Source organism: Ruegeria sp. BHSA162 (genome assembly GCF_059613385.1).
Genome location: NZ_JBXWSK010000093.1, coordinates 1 through 12,315, shown reverse-complemented (window position 1 = coordinate 12,315; position 12,315 = coordinate 1). Strand labels below are relative to the sequence as shown.

Annotated in this window: 14 protein-coding genes; 6 read left to right on the top strand and 8 right to left on the bottom strand. The window is 56.8% G+C overall.

All coding sequences use genetic code 11. From position 1 onward, the window contains the following. Positions 1-140: 140 nt before the first annotated feature. The 3 genes from AC2FM5_RS17480 to AC2FM5_RS17470 all read right to left on the bottom strand — a co-directional run bounded on the left by AC2FM5_RS17480 (position 141) and on the right by AC2FM5_RS17470 (position 2,625). Positions 141-1,577, bottom strand: coding sequence for a hypothetical protein (locus AC2FM5_RS17480; RefSeq protein WP_496737104.1), 1,437 nt, complete (start codon positions 1,575-1,577; stop codon positions 141-143). A gap of 259 nt (positions 1,578-1,836) precedes the next feature. Continuing rightward, on the bottom strand, positions 1,837-2,277 hold the full coding sequence (locus AC2FM5_RS17475; protein WP_496737103.1) for a hypothetical protein: 441 nt from the start codon (positions 2,275-2,277) through the stop codon (positions 1,837-1,839). Between the two features lie 6 nt (positions 2,278-2,283). Further along, on the bottom strand, positions 2,284-2,625 hold the full coding sequence (locus AC2FM5_RS17470) for an AAA domain-containing protein (RefSeq protein ID WP_496737101.1): 342 nt from the start codon (positions 2,623-2,625) through the stop codon (positions 2,284-2,286). Between AC2FM5_RS17470 and AC2FM5_RS17465 the strand changes: the two genes are divergently transcribed. Beyond that, positions 2,575-3,564: a recombinase family protein gene (locus AC2FM5_RS17465; RefSeq protein WP_496737099.1), complete on the top strand. Its 990-nt coding sequence runs from the start codon at positions 2,575-2,577 to the stop codon at positions 3,562-3,564. The two genes, AC2FM5_RS17470 and AC2FM5_RS17465, sit on opposite strands and share 51 nt — an antisense overlap. Before the next feature lie 22 nt (positions 3,565-3,586). Here AC2FM5_RS17465 and AC2FM5_RS17460 read toward each other — a convergent pair whose 3' ends face one another. The 4 genes from AC2FM5_RS17460 to AC2FM5_RS17445 form a co-directional block, all read right to left on the bottom strand. Further along, positions 3,587-4,486, bottom strand: coding sequence for an EamA family transporter (locus AC2FM5_RS17460; protein ID WP_496737098.1), 900 nt, complete (start codon positions 4,484-4,486; stop codon positions 3,587-3,589). 177 nt (positions 4,487-4,663) lie between these two features. Further along, entirely contained in the window at positions 4,664-5,302 is a 639-nt protein-coding gene (locus AC2FM5_RS17455; protein ID WP_496737097.1) for a DsbA family oxidoreductase, read from the bottom strand. Next, a complete protein-coding gene (wrbA, locus tag AC2FM5_RS17450) occupies positions 5,302-5,925 on the bottom strand; it encodes an NAD(P)H:quinone oxidoreductase (RefSeq protein WP_496737095.1) in 624 nt (207 codons plus the stop codon). Before wrbA ends, AC2FM5_RS17455 begins: the two co-directional genes overlap by 1 nt. A gap of 107 nt (positions 5,926-6,032) precedes the next feature. Beyond that, positions 6,033-6,902 (bottom strand): LysR family transcriptional regulator, encoded by an 870-nt coding sequence (locus AC2FM5_RS17445; RefSeq protein WP_496737094.1) that lies wholly within the window; start codon positions 6,900-6,902, stop codon positions 6,033-6,035. A 218-nt stretch (positions 6,903-7,120) separates the two neighbouring features. Here AC2FM5_RS17445 and AC2FM5_RS17440 point away from each other — a divergent pair, with 218 nt between their 5' ends. From AC2FM5_RS17440 to AC2FM5_RS17420, 5 genes are all read left to right on the top strand, one after another. Next, on the top strand, positions 7,121-8,401 hold the full coding sequence (locus AC2FM5_RS17440) for a hypothetical protein (RefSeq protein WP_170420907.1): 1,281 nt from the start codon (positions 7,121-7,123) through the stop codon (positions 8,399-8,401). Further along, complete coding sequence (locus AC2FM5_RS17435; protein WP_496737092.1) at positions 8,401-9,180, top strand: COG3904 family protein; 780 nt, start codon at positions 8,401-8,403, stop codon at positions 9,178-9,180. The genes AC2FM5_RS17440 and AC2FM5_RS17435 overlap by 1 nt, the downstream gene beginning before the upstream one ends. Positions 9,181-9,262: 82 nt before the next feature. After that, positions 9,263-9,595: a thermonuclease family protein gene (locus AC2FM5_RS17430; RefSeq protein WP_367646573.1), complete on the top strand. Its 333-nt coding sequence runs from the start codon at positions 9,263-9,265 to the stop codon at positions 9,593-9,595. 92 nt (positions 9,596-9,687) lie between these two features. Next, positions 9,688-9,912 (top strand): hypothetical protein, encoded by a 225-nt coding sequence (locus tag AC2FM5_RS17425; RefSeq protein WP_496737090.1) that lies wholly within the window; start codon positions 9,688-9,690, stop codon positions 9,910-9,912. A 173-nt stretch (positions 9,913-10,085) separates the two neighbouring features. Continuing rightward, entirely contained in the window at positions 10,086-10,283 is a 198-nt protein-coding gene (locus AC2FM5_RS17420; RefSeq protein ID WP_496737086.1) for a hypothetical protein, read from the top strand. Between the two features lie 140 nt (positions 10,284-10,423). On the opposite strand, the gene AC2FM5_RS17415 is transcribed toward AC2FM5_RS17420, so the two are convergent. Next, positions 10,424-12,217, bottom strand: coding sequence for a TRAP transporter permease (locus tag AC2FM5_RS17415; RefSeq protein WP_496737084.1), 1,794 nt, complete (start codon positions 12,215-12,217; stop codon positions 10,424-10,426). Between the last annotated feature and the right edge of the window lie 98 nt (positions 12,218-12,315).

Sequence of the window (12,315 nt, the reverse complement as noted above, 5' to 3'; positions counted from 1 at the left end):
GTCGTCTGCCGGCACTTCTTGCTGGATACCGATTAAACACTGAAGCGCCTTCAATTCGGCTTCTGACAGAAAGGTGTTCTTTCTGTCGGACGATGCGCGCTCAATGAGGCCCTGAAGAATGAGCTTTGCAAATTCCTCGTTCATGAATGCTTTACCTTCGGCTTGAGTAATATGCGCGGCGACCGATTTGGCTCGGCCTTTCGGGTGCCCGGCCTGACAACCAGGACATTTGCACCAATAGGGCCCTCATTGATCGCATCATGCTGCGCGGGATCAAATTGAACGACTTCGCCAGTATCAAGGAAGAGACTGATATGAAGCCTCTTGGCCAGGGACTGCACAACTTGTGAGACCTGCTTCGCTCTTCCGGAGATGTCAGAGATCAACTTTCCCTCGTCCGGCATGAGCTCACTCACATCGTCGGCAATTCTTTCGATTGCGGCTCCGTCAAATTCGGAAGATCTCACATAAACGAGCAGCCGCGATACATCTGTATCCAAGCGCTCGCCGGAAAGGGCTTCCACTGCGGCACTCGAATGCCGCTTTGCAGGTTCTTCACCGGTGCAGAACCAGGTTGAAAGATCCTCAGGCAGGCTGGAATCGCGGTCGACGATCTCCCGCGCGACACGCCCCAAGAGATTGCTACCACCTATCGCAACGAGGCTTTTTCGCAGCGCATCGTTCCGAAGACCCTGACGTGCGAATACATGCAATGCTTCGGCACCATGACGTACCAACCTGCGAGATATCGCCTCAAACTCCTGTGGTGGGGACGCTGGCCTCCACCAGTTTCTTAAGTCTTGAGCAATAAAATACGAGCTCGGATCGGAAGCAGCGGCAAAAGACAGGCGGACCACATCTGTAAGGGACGACATCAATTCGAGAGCCGCTTCGTCTCGCAGGCGTCGGTCTTCCGGTCCCTCCTCGGAGAGATGGCCAGAATACAGTATCCTGAGCTGGTGACTGAACTCGGATCCGGCCGGCAAATCGGACGTTATCAGCTTCTCGCTGATTGCAGAATTGATACGTCTGATGCGGCGCGCCAGTGTATCGGATCGATTACGTGCCGATCCAAACAGGAGATCGACATTCCCGTTAATTCGTTTGAGAAATTCGTCACGAGTCTCGGCCGCAGCCAGAGCGACTTCCACCCATGCTCGCCTTGCCTTCTCCCCGAGGTCATCTCGAACAATTTCTGAAAAGGCAATCTCCACCACTTCCGGTGAAGGATTTCGCTGCAAGGCTTTTGCAAGGTACCAACGATCTTCGCCATCCTGGAGCGCCTCAAAGGAGGGCAAACCTGCGTCAACTCGCTGGTCCACGATCGGGAAGAAGACGTTTTCCATTGGCTTGGAAACCGAGGCTGCCCGTCCCGCAATCGACAGGCTGCTCCAAACGTCCAAAGGGCTTCCCTTCAGAATAGTTTCACGCAGCCCTCCAAGAATACGCCCGAACTCGTCGGTCTCGACAAACTCCTTGGTGAGCCTGCGGTCCTGGATGACCTTGCGCAGAGCAGCCACGACATCAGGCTCAACAAGCTGGTCGCCTTTTCCTGGAGCGTCTTCCTTTTGGCTCATGCTCTACCTCAATCAGCTCCTGTGCCAGGCCTTGGGTGGCCTGACTTCGCACGGCAACCAGCACAGGCTTCGTTTTGCCTTGGATGCTCGACCAATATACTGAAACGACGCCTTTTTAAGGGCAAGGCCAAAGGACTGCTGGGCTCGGAGCTGATTGTCGCGCGCCTAGCTCGGCGATGCGCCGTGCACGGCGCGGCCTCCAGCGGAAGCGAACCCTTCTTGATCACGCTTGCAATGAGCCGCCACTCGGAACAGTCCATCATGCACGGCGCCCTTCGAACCGAGGTTTCAGGTGCATATGCAGAAAAGCTTCAAGCATTCGGCTCAAGGCATCGCTCTCTTCTCCTGGGAGCCGGACATTTGCGCGGCCAAAATTATCGAGTATCCAGTCACCTATGTCTTGCTCGGCGCCATTGAAGCCGAATTCAAGCCGGTTGACCCAGATATCCTTGGCGAAAGTGCTACCCGCGCGCCGCGTACCATAGTGTTGGCTTGTAAATCTCGGCGAATAACCTGTCTGCCCAATTCGAAGCCACTCCTGATCGCGAAAGAACAGGTAAACTCCTCGCGCGTTCTGCAGTGGCGTGGGTCTTTTATGAGGGCCGTCCTCAAACTCCAATTGGAGAGGCGGCAGCTTAAGATCCTGAACACCATGAATTTCAACAAAGCGATCCAGAAGTTCTCTAAGGATTTGTTCCATTGATCCCTATCTTGTTCTGACGCTCTCAGATAACTCGAGGTATCTGCAGAATGCATTCGCAAGCTGCATCTGCCGCGGCGTCCGGCACTCCGCCTCGAACACTCTAGGCGAGGCCACCAGGACCGCAACGCACTTGGCTCGCGAGATCGCCACGTTGAACCGGTTTGCGCTGTACAGGAATTCCATGCCGCGCGGCGCGTCTGCATGGCTCGAGGTGGCCATCGAATAGATTGCTATCGGCGCCTCTTGCCCCTGGAACTTGTCAACAGTACCGACGCGCGCACTAGGTAACCGCTGTTGAATCTCAAAGACCTGCGCGTTGTGCCGCCGCTCGGGTACGATCCGCATCCAGATCCCAAAACCCGCGGCCTCGTCATCAATGCAGTTGAGGCAGAGACCGTTCGGACGATCTTCGCGCTTTACGATGACCTCGGCTGCCTGAACGCTGTCATGCGCCGGGCAAATGAAATCGGGCTACGCTCGAAGCAGCACCGCTTCAAATCCGGGAGGGTCCAGGGCGGCAATCCGTTCTCACGCGGCCAGATTTATGCGGCTCTGCGCAACCCGATCTACATCGGCAAGATCCGCCACAAGACCCGGGTCTGGGATGGGCAGCATGAGCTGATTGTCTGCGAGGCGGTTTGGGACCGGGTTCAGGAAAAGCTGTCGGCTGCCAGTGCACGGCCACGGGGGCGGAAGAAAAGTGGAGACCGTCACGGTGCGACCCGCGTCGCTCCGCTGACGGGCAAGCTGCGCGATGACACCGGCGACCGGCTTACCCCGACGCACACCCAGCGTCATGGACGGCAGGTCCGATACTACGTCTCGAACCGATTGATCTCAGGAGGGACGGATCCCCAAGGCTGGCGATTGCCCGCTCCGGCACTGGAGCAGGCTGTGGCAAACGCCATAGCAAGGCACATCGGCGAGGTCGCACGCCGCCACCAGATTTGCGCAAGACCCGATCTGCAGCGCAACGATGCAATCCAGGCAAGAGCACTACGATTCACCAGCCGACTCTTGGAGGGCGGGCCGAATCTTCTGCAGAAAATCTTGGACGATGGGCAGATCACGAAGCACAGCGTTGTCCTGCAACTGAAGCCGCGCAGCCAGCACCGTAATTCGTGCTGCAAGCGCTGGAAATCGAGGTGGCTTGGCTGTTTCTGGTGGCAACATGTCCGGATGTTCACGCTCCGCACTCCGCATAAGTTCCTGATCACAAAAGTGTCTATAGCGAGCGCGTCGTCGAACTGCGGAGTTGCGCGAAAAAAAATTGAAGCCGGCTGAGAAGTCTCTTTCCCGGCAATATTCAAGCGGAGACGTTGGACAGCTTTCTCTTCACTGCGGGAAGTCGCTCGGGGAGGACCCGGTTGGCCCTCTGGCCCGCCAAGACGGAGCCAATGATGATCAAGGCACCCAGGAGTTGAACGAATGACAAAGATTGGTCGAGCCAGATCCAGCCGAGGGCCACAGCTGTTACAGGGCTCATCATGCCCAACATGGCTACAGCTCCAGGTTCAATTCGTGCCACTCCTCGAAACCAAAGGGCATAGGTTGCGGCCGCGCCAACGAGTCCTAGCCAGGTCAACCCCACAACGTTTGTGACGGACAGCGTTGGCAGGGGCGGCTCGCAAATCAGTGCCAATGGCACCAGTATCAAACCACCTGCCGTCAATTGCCAGGCGGTGAAGCTCAATGCTGAGACTGGTGGTTGCCATTTCCGGCTCAGAACAGTTCCCGCCGCCATCGACGCGGCCCCGCCAAGACCTGCGGCAATACCGACAGGGTCCAACGCGGCCTCCGGTGTGACAAGCAACAGGGCCACTCCCAAAACACCAGTCGCCGCTGCCGCAACTGCCCCGATACGGATGGGAGTGCCGAGCCAGCTATGCGCCATGAAGATAACCATCATTGCCTGAAGAGCACCCAAGGTCGCCGCAACGCCGCCCGGAAGGCGATAGGCTGCAATGAACAGCAGCACCCAAAATACTGCAAAATTGAAAGCGCCCAGCAGAAAAACCCTACCCAGCCAGGCACGGTGAGGCAGACAGCGTGTGAGCGCCAAAAGGAGCAGCCCAGCCGGTAGCGCGCGCAAAGCCGCCAAGGTGATCGGGTAGCCGTCCGGCAAGGCCTCGGTCGTGACCAGGTAGGTGCTGCCCCAGACGGCGGGTGCCAGAGCGGTCAGACAGATGTCGGTTGCGCGGGACATGGCAGAGCTCCAGATTCTCAATCACCACAGAGTGTGGATTTTCAGGCGGGGACGTTGCGGACACGGCGGAAGCCCCATGTCGCGACGCAGTTCAGGTGGCAGATCGCAACGCACATGGCGTGGCGGTTGGATGGGTTTGAAAACCCGTCGAATGATGCGTTTCATGGCGTTCTCCTTTCAGGCGACTAGGCGCATGGCAGTTCGCAACTGCGCGGCAAGGTCATCGGTTGGCCCATTGACCAGACGAGTGCCGGTTTCTCGTATGATGAGGGTCGGAACAGAGTGAACTTGCAGAGCGCGCGCGCGGTGCCGGTCTTGCTCCACCGCCCGGACCGATGCTGGGTCCCGGAACACTTCGGCAAACAAGCGCGCGTCGTGACCCAGTTCGTCTGCGACGCTAAACACAACCTCGGTGTCCGCGACGTTGCGCGCCTCGCTGAGATGGGCCAATTGGAGGCGGTCGAACATATCCCAATGGGCAGGCTGTCCGCCCAGGCGTTCCGCTGCCTTGCAGCCGATGGCTGCGGTCAATCCATGCGGATAGTCGAATTTGGCCGTGCGCATCGCATCGATATCGACCAATTCGGGCCGGTCGCTGACCTGTCGGCAAACCGACCAATGGCCCAGAATGGTCTCACGGGCCTGATCCGGTGTGCCCCACCAGGCTGCCATTTCTGCGCGACTTGCCTGCAGGACAAAAGTTCTATGCTCGACCCTTATATCGAACTCGGTGACAAGCTCGCGCAACCGCGAGGAAATGTTGAAACACCAGCAGCACACGACATCGTGGTAGAACTCTACAGTGAGGGTCGCCATCACGCGGCCTCCTCATGAAGATTCGCCCCGGCAAGCCGCACTGCGATCCGCGCAACATGTTTGCCCTGAAACCGCGCACCGGCGAGATCCTTCTCTGTAGGACTGCGCGAGCCATCCGCGCCAGCGATGGTGCCAGCGCCGTAGGGCGCGCCGCCGACGATTTCGTCAGCCGTGGTTTGGCCAACATAGGTATAAGGCATGCCAACGATCAGCATTCCAAAGTGCTGGAGCGGGACTTGCGTAGTAAGTAGCGTCGCTTCGTGCCCGCCATGCTGCGAGCCGGTGGAGGCAAAAACCGCCGCGACCTTGCCAACCAATGCGTTGCGCGCCCAAAGGCTGCCGGCTTGATCGAGAAAGGATTTCATCTGACCCGCCATCATGCCGAACAGGGTTGGTGTGCCAAAGATGATAGCGTCGTAGTGCTCCAGGTCGGGAGGGCTTGCCACAGGGGTTCTGTCGTCAGCGAACCCTGCTTTTTGGCGAATATCTTCAGGGACGGTTTCCGGAACGCGACGCAGTTCGACATATGTGCCGGCGACGCTGCGCGCGCCTTCCGCCTCAGCCTCTGCAAGGGCGCGGACATGACCGTAGCTGGAATAGTAAAGAACGAGAATGCGTGTCATTTTGAACCTCTCAGGCGTGACGTTTGCTTGCCAGAGAGAATGGGAAATACCCGACCACGGAGTAAGCGGTCTGGCTTGACTTCATTCTTTACGCAGGTTGAATAATCTCAGTCGCGCAAGGTCGATCGCAAATGATCGACAAAGGCCGATACCTTTGCATCCGCACCCAGTCTTGATGTTGTTACGGCAAAGATTTCGGGCGCCGGAAGCTCGTAGTCAGGAAGAACGCGGACCAGATCTCCTCGCGTCTCAGCGCGGCGCGAGACGAAATCGGGCAATGTCCCGATACCTTGACCTGAAATCAGCAAATCTCGCAGAACAAGGCTGTTCCCCACCCGGATCATTGGGTCGAGCTCTATAGTGGTTGTCCCATCCGGACCAGCAAGCGTCCATGTGGTGAGGTGATCGCCAAGAAGAAACCCAATCACTTTGTGCCGGGCTACGTCCTCGGGTTTTTCCGGCATTCCGGCCGACGCAACATAAGCTGGTGAGGCATACACTCTTTGCCGCACCGCTCCGATCTTTCGGGCAACCAACGCCGAGTCTGGCATCGCTGCACGAATGCGGATCGACACGTCAAAACCGCCTTCAACCATGTCAACGACGCGATCATCCATCGACAGCGTGACCCGCAAATCAGGATAGGACGTCATGAAGTTCGGCAGCATCGGCGCAATCACCTCTTGGCCAAATGAGCTGGACGCATTGACGCGCAGGTGTCCACGAACCGCTCCGGCCCCCTCCCGGATGCGGTTCTCAACGTCGCCTACCGCAGCGAGAATGTTCTGCGCCTCCTCGTAATACAGTCGGCCCGCATCGGTGAGTGACATGGACCGAGTGGTCCGGGTCAGAAGAAGCGTGCCCAAGCTTTCTTCCAAGAGTCTGACCTCTCGACTCAGCAACGCTGGTGACACGCCTAAGTCCTCGGCCGCGCGCGCAAAACTTCCACGTTCCACAATGCGCCGAAAGGCATGCATGACCGCCAATTTGTCCAAAGCCGGGCACCCTTTCTACCGAATTGACGGACCTGACAGACGTTTGGAGCTACTGATAGCACGCGTTTTGCCGTTGTGCGATGGCTAGAAGGTTTGACGTAGATAGCTGCTCAACCATTGAGGTATCTGCGGTTTGAATCCCGAAAGCGGATGATTAACTATTCGATGAGTGCAAATTCGATGGTGGGTAGCGAGTCAACATGACGGAACGGAATGGGCGTTTGACGGCAGAAGAAGCAAAAGGTCTTCGAACTGCAAAGGAACTTGAAAGTCACCTGGCCTGGCTTGACACGTTCACCCCAGCAGCTCTCGGGGTCCTGGCAATCGCTTCCGGGATTTACACTTATCTTGGCGTCTCATCGCTGCTTGAAGATAACGGGGCCGTCTCGTTTTTTGCGGCTGTGGCTTACTCCGTTGCGGTATCTGTCGGCATCTTCGTGTTCTGGAGCTATATGCTGAGGTTGCTTCCGTCGATGCGCACAGCAAGTGGCTTCATCGGATTGACCGTTTCTACGATAGTTGGGTCAATCGCGATTATTGCGATGTCCAGTTGGTTGAATGCGGCGGCGCTAGCCGGTTCTGCTGCGGTTGAACAACACTTAGAGAACACAGTTCGGGATTATCAGGCGGCATTAGAACAAGCCAATGATATTGCTTTGAGTGGCCAAGCTCTGGGTCGTGAAGTGGAGCGTGCGCGCCAAAGTTTTGAGGAATTGGCGGAGTTGGAGCAGTCCGGCGATCTTTCCGGAACAGCCGGACGGGGTGCTGTCTTTCGCGTGCTGACACAGAAGGCTGAGGAACTCCGAAACTTGGAGGAGCAAATCGCCGCCCAGCAGCAACCGATCGAAGAAGCTTTCCAACAGGGAAATGAAATCCTCGCAAAGATGCGCGAACTAACCGTTGCGCCCGGGCCAGTAGAGCGCCGTTCAGTGCAGTTTTCTGAAGAGAGCGTAAAGCTGGCTGGAGTAATCTCTCGCCTGAACCAATACAGCGTAGCACCTCTGGTGGCGCGCGCGGCGGAAGACCTGCCTTCTTCAGTCGTTCTCCCAGAACTGGATGGACGTAGCTCTGATGTCCGCAGTGCGCAGTCTTCAACTATCAACTCTGTGTTGAACGCACTCGATCAACGCAGCAAGACGCTTAAGAACGCCGCTGACGAGGTTTTGGACATGGAGCCACCGATTGAGACAGCCTACAATCCAATCTCCAGCGCTGACGCGGTGATTATCTATGCGGGCAACTTTGTGCCCTCGTGGGCGGGGGCAATTGCCATCGACTTGTTGCCTGCGGTGCTGGTCTTCGTGCTGGCAATAACTCAAGCCGCAATTCGTAGTGGAAAAGACGGCATGAGTATCGAGGACACTCTAACGCTGTCCGATCTGAGAGCGGCGATGAATGCGATGAAGGATGTTGAGGCCACGCTTGGTGTCGCAGACGCTGCCGTAATTGAGCGGGCGACCCAGAAAAAAGACGACGCGTGATGAAATACCTATCGCGCTTCGATCCGCGTTCCGGTCTTAGATATGTGCTGATCCTACAGCTTGTCATCGCAGCGGTTCTTATCTTTAGCGATGTCGCAGAAGAGTTCTCAAATCCGTTCAAAAATCGGGTTGAACTGCCGTCTGGACCGGTATCACCTGGTGACCAGCGGCGTGAATATCGAACCGATCGGACTGACCCGACGCTATTTTTGAACGATGAACCGCAGGATTTGCCGGTTCCGGCGAATTTTTCCGCGCGTTTGGATTTTTCTGTCAGTGAGCTCGACGAGTTTGGGCAGGTGCTTCTGTTAAGCGGTCAGATAGAGACTGGGGACGCTGATCGGCTCATTTCATACCTTTCAGACATGAACGAGAAACCCGGCTTGGTAGCGCTACACAGCCCCGGTGGTCGTGTCTCAGAGGCACTGACTATCGGACAGCATTTGAGGGAAGCCGGGGTAAATACCGGAGTTCTTGCAGGTTCTGTTTGCATGTCGTCATGCCCGTATATTCTCGCGGGTGGGATTGATCGTCTTGTGTCTAAAAAAGGGGTCGTCGGAATGCATCAGCATTACTATGAACAGCCGCGTATGATCCCGGTGGTGTTTGCTGTAGAAGGCATTCAGAAGGGACAAGGCGAAACGATGCAGCACCTCATCGAAATGGGCATCGACCCAGCGCTCATGCTCTATTCGCTGAATACACCTCCGGATCAGATTTACGCCTTGGTTGCAGATGAGCTAATCCAAACAAGGCTTGCCACTCAGATGATCGAATGACGAAAGACCTAGGATTGTATTTGTTTTGAAAAGACTAGTTGCCACGTTGATTTTTTCTGCAAGCGCCGCATGGGCCGGTGGAGTGCAGGTGCGAGATGCTGATACGATTGTTGTAAATGGAACACCGGTGAGATTGCAGGGTGTAGATGCACCGGAATTGGGAACCTCTGCTGGGCGAGATGCACGCCGATGGATGGTCAACTACCTGCGTGGCAAATCTATTGAGTGCAAGCTTACAGGAGAGCGAACCTATGATCGCTATGTCGGCGTTTGCTACGCCGATGGCAGAGACATTGGAGCAGCTGTGATTGCAGCTGGCTATGCTCTTGACTGTGCGCGATATAGTGGCGGTCGCTATCGGAGTTTAGAGACTTCAGCCGCGCGATCGAGGTTGCGAAGAGCTCCGTATTGTTGAGTTTGATCCTGACAAGTAACTAGCACCGGCAACGTCCTTAGAGCGACAACTACGGTCTGACCCATATCGATCCGGACGACGTCTCAGGCGATATGAGTTTTCTAGATCTGGGCTCGCCCCTGACCTATCAATTCAGCGGCGGTGCAACGGCAGGTGCCTACCTCGACTATGCCGATGCGGATATCGATACCGGGCTTGGGTTCGATCTGTCAGGTGGCACAACCTCTTATGGTGTTACGGACGGTTATGGGAGCTTTGGCTCTCTGAGCTGCGCCAAACCGGAACGCATCCCCTTCCGCATTTTGAGAGAATTCTAGGACTTCGTTAATAAGGGCTACGGATCCCACAAGTTGAATCTTCAGCCATTCCCGGACCCGGAGCAAAGCGGGTTGTGGTCCAACCCATCGGCTATTCAAAGGCAAACGGTTTCTTTGGTGATTGCCATGGGTGGAACCATTCCCTACGATTCAGGGCTAGACGGAGAAACGGAATGGCAAAGATCGACGAAAGCAAAAAACAAGACACCCAAAAGCGTCCGGCTCAGGATGAAAACAAAGGGTGCGCACAAACCGGTTTGTCACCAAACCAAGAGGGGTCCGAGGAAAATGCAGCTCGTCGAGAGCGTCTGCGTGCCATTGCGAGCGATGCGGAAAAGCGTCTCAAGGGATCAATGAAACTGCTGTCTTGATGGCTTTCTCGTTGCCTAAGGACCTCGGCGAAATCCATAGTCGCTTTGCACTGATCGAAGGCGATAAGTCCGGATTGTAGCAACAGGCCGCGCCTCCCCAAAAATGATGCGTAGGCCAATACCGCAGATCGCGATCCAACTCACACAATCACCGGCCCCAAAAGGACCGCTACGCTCACAAGGCCCAAGGCTGTTCTCACCAAAATATTTGCTCGCCCAATCAGCGCGAAAGACAGCGCTGACAGCCCAAGGGCCAAGGCAACAAATGCCGTAATAGCAGCAGCTGGCTCCGACGGAAGTTGGATCAGATCCGGCCAAGTGATCATCCCGACCGGGATCAAATAGAGGCCGACACCTAAAGCCATCGCTGTCAGCGCCACCTTGATCCAGTTTTCTCCCGCCATCCCAGAAGCGATGAAAACCGCCCCACAAACGGGTGGCGTAATCGTGGATAACAGCGCGAACCAGAAAACGAACAAATGTGCCTGGAGTGGCTCAAGGCCAAGCTGCATCAAGGCCGGGCCGGCCACCGATACGCAGATCACGTAAGCCGCTGTTGTCGGCACTTCCATGCCCAGGATCAGGCAGGCAATTGCAGTCAACAACAAGGATGCCCACAACACGCCCCCCGACCCTTCGAGGATCACGGAAGTGATCTTGACGCCCAGCCCAGTTGCCCCCAAGACACCGATAATGATCGAGGCGCAGAAGATGATAGCTGCGATCATGGACACTTGCCGGGATGCAGTGACCAGCGCTTGGGTTACGCGGTCAGCGGTCCTGTTCACGTCGAACGTCAGCTTGCCATCGATCAGCAACAGGAATGCCCCAGCGAAAATGGCAAGGCATGCAGCGTATTGAGGCGTGTAGCCGGCTGCGAACATTCCGACCATCAACACGCTGAAGGGCACGAGGAAGAACAGGGACGTTACGACCACATCGCGCGTTTTCGGGCGTTGTGACGGGTCCAACCCCTTGAGCTCAAACCGGGTCGCGTAGGCGTTGATACCCACCCAAACCGCCAAGAAATAGAGAATGGCAGGCAGAAGCGCAGCCCCCATGATCTGGGTATAGGGAACGCCCGTGAGCTCGACCATGACAAAGGCGCCTGCTCCCATCAGCGGCGGCATGATCTGTCCGCCGGAACTTGCAACTGCTTCGACGCCCGCCGCCAGCCGCTTGGGGTATCCCAACCGCATCATGGCGGGGAGCGTAATGGCTCCGGTCGAGGCAACATTCGCGCTGGCCGAACCGGATATGGAGCCAAACAGCGCAGACGACAAAACGGAAACCTTGGCCGCTCCACCTTTGAGCCGGCCAGCGGCAGCGGCTGCCACATTCATGAAGCCCTGTCCCGCCTCGCCGGCGTTCAAGACGGCGCCGAAGATCACGAAAATCGATACAACGCCGACGGAGACGGCCGTGAGGCTGCCCCAGATGCCACCTTCCGCAATGGTCATCGACCCAAGGAAGGAACGCAGAGGCATGCCCGAATGGCCGAACTCTCCAGGAACGTGCTGACCGAAAAAGGCATAGAGCAGCGCGAGTGCTGCCACTGTGGGAAGTGGCCAGCCGATGGCGCGCCTTGCGGCTTCAATCACCACCGCCAAGAGCGCAAAACCTACCGCGACCTGAAAACGGCTTTCCAGGAAACCATATTGGTCCCCCAGCATTTCGTGGTTCCAGGCCACCCAAAGCGCCGAGGCGACACCGATTGCGGAAAGCACCGCACCTGAGACAAAGCGAGCGCGATCGACCACGCCGAACAAGAACACCCAAGGCAGAATGAGCGCCAGGTGCAACGGTCGACTGACCAGGTTGGGAACAAGGCCTAGAAAGACCAACCCGATGTGGAATGCGACCAGAGCCAATGCCAAGGCAATCCACAAGGCTCGCAGGCTCCACTTTTGCGGAAGATCAACCGATCCGCTCACGTTGTCTCCTTCCCGACAGAAAAACCGGGCCTGATCCGGCCCGGCCTCTGCTTAACCTGTCCGAGGGTCGAGTTACATTTGGTCGTCAGTCAGCGCAA